Here is a 15534-nt window from a genome sequence, read left to right as displayed (position 1 = left end):
GGGGCATGACGCCCATAGGAGAAGAAAGCCGCGGGTGCGGTCTGGACGAGCGGATCACCGGAGCCCTGGTCGGAGCCGCCGTCGGCGACGCGCTCGGCGGCCCCGTCGAGGGCTACTCCCCCGACCAGATCACCGAGCGGCACGGCGGCCGGGTCCACGGCATCGTCGGCCCCTGGCACGGCGACGCCTGGCGCACGGCCCGCCCCATCGCCCCGTACCACAAGGGCGACGGCCACGTCACCGACGACACCCTGATGACCCACGCGCTGGTCCGGGTCTACGCCCGCGTCCGTGACCACCTCGACGCGTACGCCGTCGCCGACCACCTGGTCCCGGACCTGATGACCAACCCGCGCTGGATCCCCGAGCTGGAGGCCGAGGCCCTGCCGCTGCAGCGCCTCTTCCTCGCCGAGAAGTGGCTCGTGGCACGGCTGGCCTACGGCCATGTGGACCCCCGGGAAGCGGGCGTCGGCAACATCGTCAACTGCGGTGCGGCGATGTACATGGCCCCCGTCGGTCTGGTCAACGCGGCCAACCCGGCCGGGGCGTACGCCGAGGCGCTGGACATCGCGGGTGCGCACCAGTCGTCGTACGGCCGTGAAGCCGCCGGAGTCCTCGCCGCGGCGGTCGCCGCCGCCACCGCACCGGGCGCGACCCCGGACTCGGTGGTGACCGCCTGCCTGTCCCTGGCGAAGGACGGCACGCGCGCGGCGATCGAGAAGGTCTGCGAAGTGGCCTGCGCACACGGCGACTTCGAGTCGGCCCTGGTCCCGCTCCGGCAGGCGGTGTCCCCGTACGACACGGTCGGCCCCGACTACCGCGCCCCCTCCCTCGGCGCCCGCCGCCCCTCCCGGCTGCACTCCATCGAGGAACTCCCCGTCGCTCTCGGCATGTTGCTGGTCTCCGGGGGCGACTACCGCCAGGCGGTCCTGGGCGCGGTCAACTACGGCCGCGACTGCGACTCGATCGCCACGATGGCCGGCGCGCTCGCGGGCGCCCTGGGCTCCCCGGTGCCCGAGGACTGGGCGAAGACGGTGGCGGAGGCGAGCCGCCTGGACCTGTGGGAGCCGGCCCGCATCCTGGCCGCGGTCACCCGCGAGGTCTTCGCACAAGACGTACGCCGCCGACGCGCACACGAGCAGGCCTTCGCGGCGCTCGGAGGCACGCCATGCTCCGCCTGACCTGGGTCCAGCCGGAGGACCTGCTGGGCCACGAGCTCCACCAGGCCCGCCTGGACGGCCGGGAACCGTCGAGGATCGAGGCGCGATGGCGCGCGGCGGGAGGCCTGGAGCCTCCGGAGCGTGCGGGAGCCTCCCCGAACCGCGCGTCCCGCTACCTGCGCCTCCTCGCCGAGGACCTGCTGGACGAACTGGCCGACCTGCCGAGCAAGTTGGCGGAGGACGAGCCGACGGACCTGGCGAAGATCAAGGCCCTGTGCCCGGACTGGCCCACGCAGGTGAGTGCCCCCACCCCCACCCCCCTCACCCTCGAAGCGTCCTGGCTCGGCAGAGCCATCGGCTGCCTCCTCGGCAAACCCGTCGAGAAACTCCCCCGCGACGGCATCCGCGCCCTCGCCAAGGCAACCGGGAACTGGCCCCTGACCACGTATTTCACGGCAAGGGGCGTCCCCGAGGACCTCCTCACCCAGTACCCCTGGAACCGCCGCTCCGCCACCACCTCCCTCGCCGAGAACATCGACGGCATGCCCGAGGACGACGACCTCAACTACCCCCTCCTCAACCTGCTCCTGCTGGGGCGCCACGGAAGGACCTTCACCACCACCGACGTGGCACAGCTCTGGCTCGACGAACTCCCGCCCGGCCGCACCTTCACCGCCGAACGCATCGCCTTCCGCAACCTCCTCACCGGCATCGAGCCCCCGCACACCGCCCGCCACCGCAACCCGTTCCGCGAGTGGATCGGCGCCCTGATCCGCGCCGACGTCCACGGCTGGACCAACCCCGGCGACCCCGCGGCCGCCGCCGCACAGGCCCACCGCGACGCGCGCCTCACCCACACCGCCAACGGCGTCTACGCGGCGATGTTCACGGCCGCCACCCTCGCCGCGGCGGCCACCGGCACCCACGACATCCACGCCTGCCTGCACACCGGCCGCACGGTGGTCCCACCCCGCTCCCGCCTGGCGCGGGCGATCGACCACGCCCTCCGGTCGGCGAGGAGGCACCAGGACTTCGACGACGTCGTGGACGAACTCCACGCCACCTACTCCGCGACCCACCACTGGGTCCACGCCGTCCCCAACACCGCCCTGATCGTCGCCGCCCTCACCCACGCGGACGGCGACTTCACCGGCTCCGTCTGCCGTGCCGTGTCCGGCGGCTGGGACACCGACTCGGCCGGAGCGACCGCCGGCAGCATCGCCGGCCTCCTCGCCGGCACCCCGGGCGCGCTCCCCGACCGCTGGCGGGCCCCGCTGAAGAACCGGCTCGCCACCACCGTCGCCGACTTCGACGGCACCGGCTTCGACACCCTCGCCCACCTCACGTACCTGGAGGCGACCCGCCCATGACCCACATCGCCGTCCTCGGCAGCACCAACATGGACCTCGTCACCTACGTCACCAAGGCTCCGCAGCGCGGCGAGACCGTGACGGGACGGGAGTTCCGTACGATCCCCGGCGGCAAGGGCGCCAACCAGGCGATCGCCGCGGCCCGCGCCGGCGCCACGGTCACGATGATCGGCGCGGTCGGCAACGACGCCTTCGGTGTGCGGCTGCGCGACACCCTCGAACACTCCGGTGTGGACACCGACTTCCTGCGCACGGTCGAGGGCCCGTCCGGCACCGCGCACATCGTGGTGGACGACGAGGGCGGCAACTCCATCGTCGTCGTCCCCGGCGCCAACGGCACCGTCGACCACCTCGCACTCGGCGACGAGGGCTTGCTCGCCTCCGCCGACGCGCTGCTGCTCCAGCTGGAGATCCCGCTGGCCGCGGTCGTCGCGGGCGCGCAGGCCGCCCGCCGGCACGGCGTCCGTACGATCCTCACCCCGGCCCCCGCCCAGCCGCTCCCGCCCGAACTCCTCGCCGCGACCGACCTGTTGGTCCCGAACGAGTACGAGGCCGTCACCCTCACCGGCCGCACCGACCCACGGGAGGCGGCCGCCGCCCTGCTCGACGTGGTGCCGCAGGTCGTCGTCACCCTGGGCGCGACCGGCAGCCTGTATCTGGCCCGGGGCGCCGAACCCCTGGTGGTGCCCGCGCCCCGGGTGAAGGCCGTGGACTCCACCGGGGCGGGCGACACCTTCGTCGGCGCGCTCGCGGTGGCCCTCGCCGAGGAGAAACCGGTGCGGGAGGCCCTGTCCTGGGCGGCCGCGGCGGCGGCCCTGTCCGTGCAGCGGGAGGGGGCGTCGGCGTCGATGCCGTACCGCCCGGAGATCGACGCGCAGTACACGGCATGAGCAGCCCCGCGAACACCCCGCAGCCCCTCACCGGCCTGCGCGTCCTGGACCTGGCCACCCTCTTCGCCGGCCCCATGGCCGCCACCCTGCTCGGCGACTTCGGCGCCGAGGTGATCAAGGTGGAGCATCCGGACCGGCCCGACCCGTCCCGTGGGCACGGCCCGGCGAAGCACGGGGTCGGCCTGTGGTGGAAGGTGCTCGGCCGCAACAAGCGCACCATCACCCTCGACCTGTCCAAGCCCGGCGGCCGCGCGACCCTGCTCCGGCTCGCCGCCACCGCCGACGTGGTGATCGAGAACTTCCGCCCCGGCACCCTGGAGAAGTGGGAGCTGGGCTGGGCGGAGCTGTCCGCCGTCAACCCGCGGCTGGTCCTCGCCCGCGTCACGGCCTTCGGCCAGTTCGGCCCCTACGCGCACCGGCCCGGCTTCGGCACCCTCGCCGAGGCGCTGAGCGGCTTCGCGGCCCTCACCGGCGAACCGGACGCACCGCCGACGCTCCCACCGTTCGGGCTCGCGGACTCGGTCGCCGGTCTGGCCACGGCGTACTCCGTGCTGACGGCCCTGTCCGCGCGGGACCGGACCGGCGAGGGGCAGGTCGTGGACATGGCGATCATCGAACCGATCCTCGCCGTCCTCGGCCCTCAGCCCACCTGGTACGACCAGCTCGGCTACGTCCAGGAACGCACCGGCAACCGTTCCGCGAACAACGCCCCGCGCAACACCTATCGCACCGCCGACGGCCGCTGGGTCGCCGTCTCCACCTCCGCGCAGTCGGTGGCGGAGCGGGTGCTGCGGCTGGTGGGCCGCCCGGAGCTGATCGAGGAGCCGTGGTTCGCCACGGGCACGGACCGGGCCGCGCACGCCGACGTCCTGGACGAGGCGGTGGGCTCCTGGATCGCGGCCCGCACCCGCACCGAGGTCCTCACGGCCTTCGAGAAGGCGGATGCGGCGGCCGCCCCGGTCCAGGACGCCCGGGACGTCCTGGCGGACCCCCAGTACCAGGCCCTGGACACGGTCACCACCGTCGCCGACCCGGAGCTGGGCCCGCTGCGCATGCAGAACGTCCTCTTCCGGCTGTCCGCGACGCCCGGCGCGATCCGCTGGGCCGGCCGCCCGCACGGCGCCGACACGGAGGCGGTGCTCACCGAGCTGGGCCTCGCCCCGGCCGAGCTGCGCGCCCTGCGCGAGGAGGGCGCCCTGTGACGTCGTACCCGCTGACCTGGTTGTACGTCCCCGGCGACCGCCCGCACGTCGTGGCCAAGGCGCTGGCCGCGGGCGCCGACGTGGTGGTGATCGACCTGGAGGACGCGGTCGCCCCCGACCGCAAGGAGTACGCGCGCGCGGCCACGGCCGAGCGTCTGGGCGAGCCGCAGCCCGTCCCGGTGCACGTCCGCGTCAACGCCCTCGACGGCCCCTGGGCGGCCGCCGACCTGACGGCGCTGGCCACGCTGCCGGGCGTGTCCGGGCTACGGCTCCCGAAGGTGACGTCCCCGGGCCAGATCAGGCAGGTCGCCGTGGCCACGCCCGTCCCCCTGTACGCCCTGCTGGAGTCGGCCCTCGGCATCGAGCACGCCTTCGCCATCGCCACCGCCCACCCGTCCCTGCGGGGCGTCTCCCTCGGCGAGGCCGACCTCCGGGCCGATCTGGGCGTACGGGCCGACGCGGGCCTCGACTGGCCCCGCTCGCGGGTGGTCGTCGCCGCCCGCGCGGCCGGCCTGGCACCGCCGCCCCAGTCCGTCCACCCCGACATCCGCGACCTGGACGGCCTGGCCACCTCCTGCGCCCGCGGCCGCACCCTCGGCTTCCTGGGCCGCGCGGCGATCCACCCACGGCAGCTGCCGGTGATCGAGCGGGCGTATCTGCCCACGTCCGCGGAGATCGAGGCAGCGGAAACGATCATCAAGGCAGCGGCGACGAACGAGGGCGCCCAGGCCCTCCCCGACGGCCGCTTCGTCGACGCGGCGGTGGTGGCGGCGGCGCAGCGCACCCTGTCGTTGGGGCGGAGTCGCTGAACTTCCTTCCACACACACCGAGGGCGCCCAGAAGATTCCGGGCGCCCTCGGTGTCGTACAACCAGCCGTCAGCTCTTCTTCGCCGACTCCGGCTCGTCCTTCGCCTCCACGGCATCCGGCTCGGCCTTGTCCTCGACCTCGGTGTCGGCCTCGGCGACGGACTTGGCGTCGACTTCCTCACCGTCGGCCTCGGCACCTGAGGCGTCCTCGGCCGGACCGTCGGAGGCACCCGGTTCGACAACCGCCTCCCGGCCGGGCCGCTTCTTCGCCGACACCACGATGTACGTCACCGCCAGCAGGAACACGATCATCGCGGTCCAGTCGTTGAGGCGGAGGCCCAGGATGTGGTGGGCGTCGTCGACGCGCATGTACTCGATCCAGCCGCGGCCCACGCAGTACGCGGCGACGTACAGGGCGAAGGCCCGGCCGTGGCCCAGCTGGAAGCGGCGGTCGGCCCAGATGACCAGGAGAGCGACGCCGATGCACCACAGGGACTCGTAGAGGAAGGTCGGGTGGTAGTAGCCCGGCACCCGGCCGCCCTCGGAGGAGGTGATGTGCAGCGCCCACGGAACATGCGTCTCGCGCCCGTACAGCTCCTGGTTGAACCAGTTGCCCCAGCGGCCGATGGCCTGCGCGAAGGCGATGCCGGGGGCGATGGCGTCGGCGTAGGCGGGCAGCGGGATGCCCCGGCGCCGGCAGCCGATCCACGCGCCCACCGCGCCGAGCGCGATCGCGCCCCAGATACCGAGGCCGCCCTCCCACACCTTGAACGCGTCCACCCAGTCACGGCCCGCGCTGAAGTACAGCTCGTAGTCCGTGATCACGTGGTAGAGCCGACCGCCGACGAGGCCGAAGGGAACGGCCCAGACCGCGATGTCGGCAACCGTGCCGGCTCGCCCGCCCCGGGCGATCCAGCGCCTGTTGCCGAGCCAGACGGCGACGAAGACGCCGATGATGATGCAGAAGGCATAACCGCGCAGCGGAATGGGGCCGAGGTACAGCACCCCGCGCGACGGGCTGGGAATGTAGGCAAGTTCCATGGCAAGGTCGACGCTACCGTGCCGGGCCGCGAGGACGGCAAGCAGCCCGGCTACGGGTCCATAACGGGGACGTGAGAAACACGCTTACCCGCGGTTCGCCTCCTCCACCATCTGCTTGAGCTTCGCCGGGGTCATGGTCTGGTCCGCGTAGATGTTCTTGCCGCCGAACAGGACGGTGGGCGTGCCGCTGAAGCCGCCGGCCTGGAAGGCCTTGTGGGACTTGTTCACCCAGCTGTCGTGGGTGCCGTCCTTGACGCACTTCTGGAACGCGGGGGTGTCGAGGCCCTTCACCTTGCCGGCCAGCTGGATCAGCTTGGCGTTGTCCGCGAAGGTGTCGTCGGTCTCCTTGGGCTGGTTCTCGTAGAGCACGTCGTGGTAGTCGCGGAACTTTCCGGCGTCCTGGGCACAGGCCGCGGCGTTGGCCGCGCGCAGGGAGCCGGTGCCGCCGAGATTGCCGTCGATCAGCCGGACCAGGTGGTACTCGACTCTGAGCTTGCCCGCGTCGGTCAGTTCGTGGAGCGTGGGCCGGTACATCGTCTCGAAGGCCTGGCAGGCCGGGCAGCGGAAGTCCTCCCAGACCGTGAGCGTCGCCTTGGCGCCGTCCTTGCCGACCGGGATCGCGAGACTGTCCTTGCCCTGCGCTCCCGAGGGCGCCACGACCGGGCCGGCGCTGCTGCTCTTCTCCTTGCCCGAGTTGGCGGCGATCACGCCGATCACCGCCGCGAGCCCCAGGACGCAGACGACGCTGGCGCCCACGATCAGCGCGCGCCGTCGCTTCTCCGCGGCCTTCTGCTTCTCGCGCTCGACCGCCAGCCGCTCCCGGGCGGTGCGCTTTCCGTCACGGTTCTTCTCGCTCACACCCCCAGAACGAACCGGGGAGGCGCAGCGCGCCTCCCCGGCCTGAGGTCCACCCGTTCGGACTACGCCTGTCCGCGTACGCCCTTCGCCAGCTCGCCGGCGAGCCCGCGCACGGCGTCGAGTCCGGAGGCGTGGTCCGGGGCGTCCAGCATCCGCTTCACGAACGCCGAGCCGACGATGACACCGTCGGCGAAGCCGGCGACCTCGGCGGCCTGGGCCGCGTTGGAGACGCCGAGACCGACGCACACCGGCAGCGCGGTGCCGGTGGCCCGGGTGCGCTCGACCAGGTCGTGGGCCTGCGCGCCGACCGACGCACGGGTGCCGGTGACACCCATCAGCGAGGCCGCGTAGACGAAGCCGCTGCCCGCCGCGGTGATCTGGGCGAGCCGCGCGTCCTTGCTGCTCGGGGCGACGACGAAGACGGTGGCGAGGCCGTGCTTCTCCGCGTGCTCCCTCCACAGGCCCGACTCCTGGACCGGCAGGTCGGGCAGGATGCAGCCCGCGCCGCCCGCCTCCGCCAGCTCGGCGGTGAAGCGCTCGATGCCGTAGCGGTCGATGGGGTTCCAGTACGTCATCACGAGCACCGGCTTCCCGGTCGCCTCGTGCGCCTCGCGCACCGTCCGCATGACGTCCGCGATCCTGACTCCGCCGCGCAGGGCGATGTCGTCGGCGGTCTGGATCACCGGGCCGTCGAGGACCGGGTCGCTGTGCGGCAGACCGACCTCGACGACGTCGGCGCCGCCGTCGAAGACGGCCTTGATCGCCTCGATGCCGCCGTCCACGGTGGGGAAGCCGGCCGGGAGGTAGGCGATGAGGGCGGAGCGCCCCTCCGCCTTGGCGGCGGCGAGGGTGTCGGACAGCAGCTGAATGTTCCCGCTCACTTGGCGTCCCCCTCGATCTCGGCGGTGTCGGCTTCGTTGGCGGCCACCTCGGCGTCGGTGTCGTAGAGGCCGAAGTAGCGCGCCGCGGTGTCCATGTCCTTGTCGCCGCGGCCGGACAGGTTGACCACGATCAGCCCGTCCTTGCCCAGCTCCTTGCCGACCTCGAGGGCGCCGGCCAGGGCGTGGGCGCTCTCGATGGCCGGGATGATGCCCTCGGTCCGCGACAGCAGGCGCAGGGCCTGCATGGCGGCGTCGTCGGTGATCGCGCGGTACTCGCCGCGGCCGCTGTCGCGCAGGTAGGAGTGCTCCGGGCCGACGCCCGGGTAGTCCAGACCGGCCGAGATGGAGTACGGCTCGGTGATCTGGCCCTCGTCGTCCTGCAGGACGTAGGAGCGGGAGCCGTGCAGGATGCCGGGCTCGCCCGCGGTCAGGGTGGCCGCGTGCTCGCCGGTCTCCACGCCGTGCCCGGCCGGCTCGCAGCCGATCAGGCGGACGCCCTCGTCGGGGATGAAGGCGTGGAAGAGGCCGATGGCGTTGGAGCCGCCGCCGACGCAGGCGACGGCGGCGTCGGGGAGCCGGCCGGCGCGCTCCAGGAGCTGGCGCCGCGCCTCCACGCCGATCACCCGGTGGAAGTCGCGGACCATGGCCGGGAAGGGGTGCGGGCCGGCGACCGTACCGAACAGGTAGTGGGTGTGGTCGACGTTGGCGACCCAGTCCCGGAACGCCTCGTTGATGGCGTCCTTCAGCGTGCGGCTGCCGGACTTCACGGCGACGACCTCGGCGCCGAGCATGCGCATACGCGCCACGTTGAGGGCCTGGCGCTGGGTGTCGATCTCGCCCATGTAGATGGTGCAGTCGAGGCCGAAGAGGGCGCAGGCGGTGGCCGTGGCGACGCCGTGCTGGCCGGCGCCGGTCTCCGCGATGACGCGGGTCTTGCCCATGCGCTTGGTGAGCAGCGCCTGGCCGAGCACGTTGTTGATCTTGTGGGAGCCGGTGTGGTTAAGGTCTTCCCGCTTGAGGAACACCCGGGCACCGCCGGCGTGTTCGGCGAACCTCGGCACCTCGGTCAGGGCGCTGGGGCGGCCGGTGTAGTTGACGAGCAGGTCGTCGAGCTCGCGGGCGAACTCGGGGTCGTGCTTCGCCTTGTCGTACTCGACGGCGACCTCGTCCACGGCGGCGACGAGGGCCTCTGGGATGAACTTGCCCCCGAAGGCGCCGAAGTAGCCCTCGGCGCTGGGCACCTGGCCGGTGGGGTCAGGGATGAAGAACTGGCTGGGCATGCGAATACCTCACGGTGAGTGTGTGGAAAAAAGACACCAATCGCCGTGGGGGCGGGGTAATCACTTGGCTGCGGACCGTGTGTGGCTGGTCGCGCCCACGCGGCGGAGCCGCAGATTCTGGTTCTGCCCCGCGCCCCTTAGGTCGGCTGCTGCCATCGCATGCCGTTTACTTGCCCTGGCTCGTCACCGATGACGTACCGCACCCGTCGGCCGTGCACCCTGCGGGCAGGCGCGCGGCAGCCACGCGGGCGGCAGCCGCGCGCGAGGCGGGCGTACCGGTCCGTGGCCGTGACGGGTGTGGTCGGAATCATCGCGGCAAGCCTAGCCGTTGATCAGCTTCGGCCGTGCCGCAGTGCGGGGTGCTCGCCCGCCGCGACCAGGTCGGAGACCGCCGTCTTCGGGTCCTTGCCGGTGACCAGGGACTCACCCACCAGGACCGCGTCCGCACCGGCGTTGGCGTACGCGATCAGGTCGTGCGGCCCGCGCACACCGGACTCGGCGACCTTGACGATGCCCTCGGGGATCTCCGGGGCCACCCGCTCGAAGGTGCCGCGGTCGACCTCCAGGGTCTTCAGGTTGCGCGCGTTGACGCCGATGATCTTGGCGCCCGCGGCCACGGCCCGCTCGACCTCCTCCTCGTCGTGCACCTCGACGAGCGGGGTGAGTCCGATGGAGACGGCACGCTCGATCAGCGACTCGAGAGCCGGCTGGTCCAGGGCGGCCACGATCAGCAGCGCGAGGTCGGCGCCGTACGCCCGGGCCTCCCACAGCTGGTACGACGTGACGATGAAGTCCTTGCGCAGGACGGGGATGTCCACACGCGCGCGGACGGCCTCAAGGTCGGCCAGCGAGCCGCCGAAGCGGCGCTGTTCGGTGAGGACGGAGATGACTGCGGCACCGCCCGCCTCGTAGTCCGCGGCGAGCCCGGCCGGGTCGGCGATCGCGGCCAGCGCGCCCTTGGAGGGGCTGGAGCGCTTGACCTCGCAGATCACCTTGACACCGTCGCCCTTGAGCGCGGCAACCCCGTCCTTGGCGGCGGGGGCCTTCGCCGCACGCTCCTTGAGCTCGTCGAGGCTGACGCGTGCCTGCCGCTCCGCGAGGTCGGCACGGACTCCGTCGATGATCTCGTCGAGCACACTCACGCGAGCGGCCCCCTTTCAGACGGTTGTTCCTTTGGGTTCTGATTGAAAACCCTTGGTCACTCCGATGGTATCCGGAGGTCCACTGTGGCCCTGCATCCGATCTATACCGGTCCCACGACCTGGACATTCCGTCGGCGGTCCGGGAGCGGTCCACGAGAGCGGTCTAGGGGTGCAGCCAGCCGCCGCCCGGCAGGTTCCGGATCACGGTGAAGACCAGCAGCAACGCGCCGACGCTCCACATCTGCACCCGCCCGAGTTCGATCCGCACCGGCCGGCCGCGCACCGCGCGGACCCCCCAGACGGTCCACAGCACCGCGAAGCCGAGGTAGGCGGCGACGCCCATCGCGTTGTCGTGCAGGGCGGTGAGGAAGTCACCGTGGACGAAGGCGTGCGCGCTGCGCAGTCCGCCGCAGCCGGGGCAGTACAGGCCGGTCAGCCGGTACAGGGGACACACCGGGTAGTGGCCGGGCTCGTTCGGGTCCACCGTGCCGACGTACGCGAAGGCCCCGCCGACGGCCGCGAGCAGGCCGGCCGGAAGGGCGAGCCGCCCCCACAGGGCGGGCGGCGGGCTGGTGCGCGGGGCGCTACGGCTGTCGGCATTCACGCTGGCATTCTGCCCCGCACGCCCCCGTCACGCGCGCGAGGGGCGTCCTCGGCGGCCCGGGCCTACGCGCAGCGGTCGGCGACGCACGCTCCCGCCCCGATCCCCCACGACACGCGAAAGGGGCGGCCCGTACCCTCTTCGGGTTCCGGTCGCCCCTCGCGGGAAGCGGTGGTGCTCAGCTCTCGGCGGTGGCCGGCTCGCGGGTCGCGGTGGGGGTCGCGTGCGCGACGGCGGCTGACTTCTTCGGCTGGCCGAGGCCCATGGCGCTCATGGCGGAGCCGACGACGCCACCGAGGACCACGATCGCCAGGCCGGCCCAGAAGCCGATCGGCTGGGCCATCACCACGAAGGCGCCCGAGACGCAGAAACCGATGAAGGCGATGGTGACGCCGGTCCAGGCGGCCGGGGTGTGACCGTGGCTGCTGCCCGCCATGACTTGCTCCTCGTTGCTGTGTGTCCTAGTCCGAGCCGGACGCTCGTCGTCCATTGTCCCGTACGCGCACGCGTGCCGGACGCGGGGGTGGCGTCTGGTTCGCCACATCCAGCGACCGCCAAGGGGGTACTGCCGAGGCGCTCAGGCCCCGGTCGGGTCCTCGCCGCGGTCCAGGGCCTTCCAGATCTCCTCGGGCCGTTCGGGGTCCACCGGGCGCGCCGTGCGCCGCGGGCGGTCGGCCCCGCGCTCGTAGCGGCCTGACATGGCGGGCCACAGGCTGCCGTAGCGCAGGGCGAGCAGCCCGGCGAGCAGGATCAGGACGCCGCCGGCGGCGGCGACGTACGGCCAGCCGGTGTGGCTGAGGGCGGCGACCGCGGCCGAGGTGTCGCCGGTGGCCTGGGCGGCCTTCTCGTCCAGCGCGGAGCTGTCGGAGGCCCCCACGAGGGCGGCGGCGACGGTGCCCGCGCCGGAGAGGGCGAGCAGCGCGGCGACGGCGAGGCGGCCCGCCCTGCGGACGGCGAAGACGGCGACGAGCGCGGCGAGGCCCACTATGGCGAGGGCCGCGGGGACGCCCGTGACGTCGCTGCCCTTCGCGGTCAGCGGAAACGCGCCGCCGGCCACCGTGGCGGTGCCCTCCGCCCAGCGCTGCCGGGTCGCGAGCAGCGCCACGGCCGCGCCGAGCGCACCGCACAGCAGAGCGACGGCGAGGCTCCGCCGACCGGACCGGGTGGGCGCGGCGGCTTCGGAACGGGGGTGAGGTACGGCAGTCACGTACTCCACTATCGCCTGAACCCCGGGCGAACCATCACCCGGGGTTCACATCAGACGGTCCCTACCGTCCGAGACGATTCGCCGTGTGGACCGCCCGCAGTACCGCGGCGGCCTTGTTGCGGCACTCCTGGTCCTCGGCGACCGGGTCCGAGTCGGCGACGATGCCCGCGCCGGCCTGCACATAGGCCGTGCCGTCGCGGAGCAGGGCCGTGCGGATGGCGATGGCGGTGTCGGAGTCGCCGGCGAAGTCGAGGTAGCCGACGCAGCCGCCGTACAGGCCGCGGCGGGACGGCTCGAGTTCGTCGATGATCTGCATCGCGCGGGGCTTGGGGGCGCCGGAGAGGGTGCCCGCCGGGAAGCACGCGGTCAGCACGTCGAAGGCCGTACGGCCCTCGGCCACCTTGCCGGTGACCGTCGAGACGATGTGCATCACGTGCGAGTAGCGCTCGATGGACATGAAGTCCACGACCTCCACCGAGCCGGGCTCGCAGACCCGGCCGAGGTCGTTGCGGCCGAGGTCGACCAGCATCAGGTGCTCGGCGCGCTCCTTGGGGTCGGCGAGCAGCTCCTCGCCGAGGGCCTGGTCCTCCTGCGGGGTGGCGCCGCGGTGCCGGGTGCCGGCGATGGGGTGGACCATCGCGCGCCCGTCCTCGACCTTCACCAGCGCCTCGGGGGACGAGCCGACGACGTCGAACCCGTCGAAGCGGAAGAGATACATGTACGGCGACGGGTTGGTCGCCCGCAGGACCCGGTACACGTCCAGCGCGCTCGCCGTGCACGGGGTCTCGAAGCGCTGGGAGGGCACGACCTGGAAGGCCTCGCCCGCGCGGATGCGCTCCTTGACGTCCTCGACGGCCGCCTGGAAGTCGGGGCCGCCCCACAGGGCGGTGTACTCCGGGAGTTCGGAGGGCGGGAGGACGGCGGGTGGCTGGGCGACCGCGCGGGACAGGTCCGCCTCCATCGCGTCGAGGCGGGCCACGGCGTCCGCGTACGCCTCGTCGACACCCGTGTCGAGGTCGTTGTGGTTGATCGCGTTGGCGATCAGCAGGACCGAACCCTCCCAGTGGTCCATGACGGCGAGGTCGCTGGTGAGGAGCAAGGTCAGCTCGGGCAGCTTCAGGTCGTCGCGCTCGCCGGGGCCGATCTTCTCCAGGCGGCGGACGATGTCGTAGCCCAGGTAGCCGACCATGCCGCCGGTGAAGGGCGGCATGCCCTCCTGGTGCGGGGTGTGCAGGGCCTGGAGGGTGGCGCGCAGCGCGGCGAGCGGGTCGCCGCCGGTGGGGACGCCGACGGGCGGGGCGCCGAGCCAGTGGGCCTCGCCGTCCCGGGTGGTGAGGGTCGCGGCGGAGCGCACGCCCACGAAGGAGTAGCGGGACCAGGAGCGGCCGTTCTCCGCGGACTCCAGCAGGAAGGTGCCGGGGCGCTCGGCGGCGAGCTTGCGGTAGAGCGCGACCGGGGTGTCGCCGTCGGCGAGGAGCTTGCGCGTGACCGGGATGACGCGCCGGTCGGTGGCGAGCTTGCGGAAGGTCTCGAGGTCCATGGCGGCTGACCTTACTGATCCTGTGCCCGTACGCCGGAATCGGCGTCCTTGAGCAGCACGTCCTCGTCGAAGCAGGTGCGGGCGCCGGTGTGGCAGGCGGCGCCGACCTGGTCGACCTTGACCAGCACGGTGTCGGCGTCGCAGTCCAGGGCGACGGACTTGACCCACTGGAAGTGGCCGGAGGTGTCGCCCTTGACCCAGTACTCCTGGCGGCTGCGCGACCAGTAGGTGCAGCGGCCCGTGGTGAGCGTGCGGTGCAGCGCCTCGTCGTCCATCCAGCCGAGCATCAGTACCTCGCCCGTGTCGTACTGCTGGGCGATGGCCGGGAGGAGCCCGTCGGCGCTGCGCTTCAGGCGCGCGGCGATCTCGGGGTCGAGGCTGCTGGGCGGAGGCGTACTGGTCATGCCTGCCATTGTGCCGCGCGGCACTGACAGTGACGGTCCGTGTCCACTGTGCGGACCTACTGTGTGGTCGTAGGCTGATTCCATGTCGACCTTCGCGCAGCGTGAACGGCTTCTGCTCGCCGACCTCTTGGAAACCACCGGTCCGGACGCCCCGACCCTCTGCGAGGGGTGGCAGACGCGCGATCTGGCCGCCCACGTGGTGGTGCGGGAGCGGCGGCCGGACGCCGCCGGCGGCACGCTGATCAAGCAGCTCGCGCCGCGGCTGGAGAAGGTGATGGCCGAGTACGCCGCGAAGCCGTACGAGGAGCTGATCCAGCTGATCCGTACGGGCCCGCCGCGTTTCTCGCCCTTCCAGCTCAAGCAGGTCGACGAGGCGGCCAACATCGTGGAGTTCTACGTCCACACGGAGGACGTCCGGCGTGCCCAGCCGGACTGGACCCCGCGTGAGCTGGACCCCGTCTTCCAGGAGTCGCTGTGGTCCCGGCTGGAGCGCACCGCCCGGCTGCTGGGCCGGGGTGTGCCGACGGGTCTGGTCCTCAGGCGCCCGGACGGCCAGACGGCCGTCGCCCACCGGGGCGCGCCCGTGGTGACGGTGACGGGCGAGCCGTCGGAGCTGCTGATGTTCGCGTTCGGCCGGCAGAGCGCGGCGCGGGTCGAGCTGGACGGCGACGAGAACGCGATCGCCAAGCTGCACGAGTCCAAGCAGGTGGGCATCTGAGAGGCACCTCATGATCAAGGTCGCGATGACCGGCGTGTACGTGGACGACGTGGCGAAGGCGCACGCCTTCTACACGGCCGTCCTGGGCTTCGAGACCCGTACCCATCTGGACCTGGGCGGCGGCACGCTCTTCATCACCGTCGGTGCGCGGGGCGGGGCCCAGCCGGATCTCCAGCTGCTGCTGGAGCCCGGCGAGGGCCCGATCGCGGAGCCGTACCGCCGGGCCCTGTACGAGGCGGGGATCCCGTGCATCGTCTTCTCGGTGGACGACATCCAGGCGGAGTACAAGCGGCTGGTGAACCTCGGTGTGCACTTCACGCACGAGCCGCAGGAGCAGGGGCCGGTGATCGCGGCCGTGCTCGACGACACGGTCGGCAACCTGATCCAGCTGGCCCAGCCCAAGCCGGCCCACGGCTGAGCCTCGGGCCGAGC

General features: G+C 72.7%; 18 protein-coding genes. 7 read left to right on the top strand and 11 right to left on the bottom strand.

Annotated elements, in window-relative coordinates:
* Positions 1 to 5 precede the first annotated feature (5 nt).
* From CRP49_RS23740 to CRP49_RS23720, 5 genes are read left to right on the top strand one after another with little or no spacing between them, the layout of a single operon-like run.
* A complete protein-coding gene (locus tag CRP49_RS23740) occupies positions 6 to 1181 on the top strand; it encodes an ADP-ribosylglycohydrolase family protein (protein WP_097257505.1) in 1176 nt (391 codons plus the stop codon).
* The gene (locus CRP49_RS23735; RefSeq protein ID WP_097255209.1) at positions 1169 to 2530 is read left to right on the top strand and encodes an ADP-ribosylglycohydrolase family protein; all 1362 of its coding nucleotides are present in this window, start codon (positions 1169 to 1171) and stop codon (positions 2528 to 2530) included. Before CRP49_RS23740 ends, CRP49_RS23735 begins: the two co-directional genes overlap by 13 nt.
* Positions 2527 to 3420: a ribokinase gene (rbsK, locus tag CRP49_RS23730; RefSeq protein ID WP_097255208.1), complete on the top strand. Its 894-nt coding sequence runs from the start codon at positions 2527 to 2529 to the stop codon at positions 3418 to 3420. Before CRP49_RS23735 ends, rbsK begins: the two co-directional genes overlap by 4 nt.
* Positions 3417 to 4622, top strand: coding sequence for a CaiB/BaiF CoA-transferase family protein (locus tag CRP49_RS23725; RefSeq protein WP_097255207.1), 1206 nt, complete (start codon positions 3417 to 3419; stop codon positions 4620 to 4622). Before rbsK ends, CRP49_RS23725 begins: the two co-directional genes overlap by 4 nt.
* A complete protein-coding gene (locus CRP49_RS23720; RefSeq protein WP_097255206.1) occupies positions 4619 to 5431 on the top strand; it encodes a CoA ester lyase in 813 nt (270 codons plus the stop codon). The genes CRP49_RS23725 and CRP49_RS23720 overlap by 4 nt, the downstream gene beginning before the upstream one ends.
* Before the next feature lie 68 nt (positions 5432 to 5499).
* Here CRP49_RS23720 and lgt read toward each other — a convergent pair whose 3' ends face one another.
* From lgt to hisI, 11 genes are all read right to left on the bottom strand, one after another.
* Complete coding sequence (gene lgt / locus CRP49_RS23715) at positions 5500 to 6471, bottom strand: prolipoprotein diacylglyceryl transferase (protein ID WP_097255205.1); 972 nt, start codon at positions 6469 to 6471, stop codon at positions 5500 to 5502.
* Between the two features lie 84 nt (positions 6472 to 6555).
* Positions 6556 to 7329 carry a thioredoxin domain-containing protein gene (locus CRP49_RS23710; protein WP_094220245.1) on the bottom strand — a complete coding sequence of 258 codons (774 nt, stop codon included), beginning with the start codon at positions 7327 to 7329 and terminating at the stop codon, positions 6556 to 6558.
* A 62-nt stretch (positions 7330 to 7391) separates the two neighbouring features.
* Positions 7392 to 8210 carry a tryptophan synthase subunit alpha gene (gene trpA, locus CRP49_RS23705; protein WP_097255204.1) on the bottom strand — a complete coding sequence of 273 codons (819 nt, stop codon included), beginning with the start codon at positions 8208 to 8210 and terminating at the stop codon, positions 7392 to 7394.
* Complete coding sequence (trpB, locus tag CRP49_RS23700) at positions 8207 to 9490, bottom strand: tryptophan synthase subunit beta (RefSeq protein WP_097255203.1); 1284 nt, start codon at positions 9488 to 9490, stop codon at positions 8207 to 8209. The genes trpA and trpB overlap by 4 nt, the downstream gene beginning before the upstream one ends.
* Positions 9491 to 9627: 137 nt before the next feature.
* On the bottom strand, positions 9628 to 9801 hold the full coding sequence (gene trpM / locus CRP49_RS49160) for a tryptophan biosynthesis modulator TrpM (protein ID WP_373560363.1): 174 nt from the start codon (positions 9799 to 9801) through the stop codon (positions 9628 to 9630).
* Positions 9802 to 9822: 21 nt separating this feature from the next.
* Positions 9823 to 10632, bottom strand: a complete 810-nt coding sequence (trpC, locus tag CRP49_RS23695; protein ID WP_097255202.1) for an indole-3-glycerol phosphate synthase TrpC — start codon at positions 10630 to 10632, stop codon at positions 9823 to 9825.
* Positions 10633 to 10795: 163 nt separating this feature from the next.
* Positions 10796 to 11236 (bottom strand): DUF2752 domain-containing protein, encoded by a 441-nt coding sequence (locus tag CRP49_RS23690; RefSeq protein ID WP_097255201.1) that lies wholly within the window; start codon positions 11234 to 11236, stop codon positions 10796 to 10798.
* A gap of 175 nt (positions 11237 to 11411) precedes the next feature.
* A complete protein-coding gene (locus CRP49_RS23685; RefSeq protein WP_097255200.1) occupies positions 11412 to 11669 on the bottom strand; it encodes an HGxxPAAW family protein in 258 nt (85 codons plus the stop codon).
* A 141-nt stretch (positions 11670 to 11810) separates the two neighbouring features.
* Positions 11811 to 12449 carry a TIGR02234 family membrane protein gene (locus CRP49_RS23680; protein ID WP_097255199.1) on the bottom strand — a complete coding sequence of 213 codons (639 nt, stop codon included), beginning with the start codon at positions 12447 to 12449 and terminating at the stop codon, positions 11811 to 11813.
* 52 nt (positions 12450 to 12501) lie between these two features.
* A complete protein-coding gene (locus CRP49_RS23675; protein ID WP_094220237.1) occupies positions 12502 to 13980 on the bottom strand; it encodes an anthranilate synthase component I in 1479 nt (492 codons plus the stop codon).
* Between the two features lie 11 nt (positions 13981 to 13991).
* The gene (hisI, locus tag CRP49_RS23670) at positions 13992 to 14384 is read right to left on the bottom strand and encodes a phosphoribosyl-AMP cyclohydrolase (protein WP_097257504.1); all 393 of its coding nucleotides are present in this window, start codon (positions 14382 to 14384) and stop codon (positions 13992 to 13994) included.
* 82 nt (positions 14385 to 14466) lie between these two features.
* Between hisI and CRP49_RS23665 the strand changes: the two genes are divergently transcribed.
* Together CRP49_RS23665 and CRP49_RS23660 are read left to right on the top strand one after the other, a co-directional pair.
* On the top strand, positions 14467 to 15102 hold the full coding sequence (locus CRP49_RS23665) for a TIGR03085 family metal-binding protein (RefSeq protein ID WP_097255198.1): 636 nt from the start codon (positions 14467 to 14469) through the stop codon (positions 15100 to 15102).
* 10 nt (positions 15103 to 15112) lie between these two features.
* A complete protein-coding gene (locus CRP49_RS23660; RefSeq protein ID WP_097255197.1) occupies positions 15113 to 15520 on the top strand; it encodes a VOC family protein in 408 nt (135 codons plus the stop codon).
* The last annotated feature ends 14 nt before the right edge of the window (positions 15521 to 15534 follow it).

The sequence above is a fragment of the Streptomyces sp. Ag109_G2-15 genome (genome assembly GCF_900215565.1).
Taxonomy (GTDB): Bacteria; Actinomycetota; Actinomycetes; order Streptomycetales; family Streptomycetaceae; genus Streptomyces; species Streptomyces diastatochromogenes.
This window is presented reverse-complemented; position numbering and strand designations above follow the sequence as displayed.

Excerpts from the sequence above, each read along its gene's own strand:
- CRP49_RS23740 (WP_097257505.1), top strand. The coding sequence starts at position 6 with ATGACGCCCATAGGAGAAGAAAGCCGCGGGTGCGGTCTGGACGAGCGG.
- CRP49_RS23735 (WP_097255209.1), top strand. The coding sequence starts at position 1,169 with ATGCTCCGCCTGACCTGGGTCCAGCCGGAGGACCTGCTGGGCCACGAG.
- rbsK (WP_097255208.1), top strand. The coding sequence starts at position 2,527 with ATGACCCACATCGCCGTCCTCGGCAGCACCAACATGGACCTCGTCACC.
- CRP49_RS23725 (WP_097255207.1), top strand. The coding sequence starts at position 3,417 with ATGAGCAGCCCCGCGAACACCCCGCAGCCCCTCACCGGCCTGCGCGTC.
- lgt (WP_097255205.1), bottom strand. The coding sequence starts at position 6,471 with ATGGAACTTGCCTACATTCCCAGCCCGTCGCGCGGGGTGCTGTACCTC.
- trpB (WP_097255203.1), bottom strand. The coding sequence starts at position 9,490 with ATGCCCAGCCAGTTCTTCATCCCTGACCCCACCGGCCAGGTGCCCAGC.
- trpM (WP_373560363.1), bottom strand. The coding sequence starts at position 9,801 with ATGATTCCGACCACACCCGTCACGGCCACGGACCGGTACGCCCGCCTC.
- CRP49_RS23685 (WP_097255200.1), bottom strand. The coding sequence starts at position 11,669 with ATGGCGGGCAGCAGCCACGGTCACACCCCGGCCGCCTGGACCGGCGTC.
- CRP49_RS23675 (WP_094220237.1), bottom strand. The coding sequence starts at position 13,980 with ATGGACCTCGAGACCTTCCGCAAGCTCGCCACCGACCGGCGCGTCATC.
- hisI (WP_097257504.1), bottom strand. The coding sequence starts at position 14,384 with ATGACCAGTACGCCTCCGCCCAGCAGCCTCGACCCCGAGATCGCCGCG.
- CRP49_RS23665 (WP_097255198.1), top strand. The coding sequence starts at position 14,467 with ATGTCGACCTTCGCGCAGCGTGAACGGCTTCTGCTCGCCGACCTCTTG.
- CRP49_RS23660 (WP_097255197.1), top strand. The coding sequence starts at position 15,113 with ATGATCAAGGTCGCGATGACCGGCGTGTACGTGGACGACGTGGCGAAG.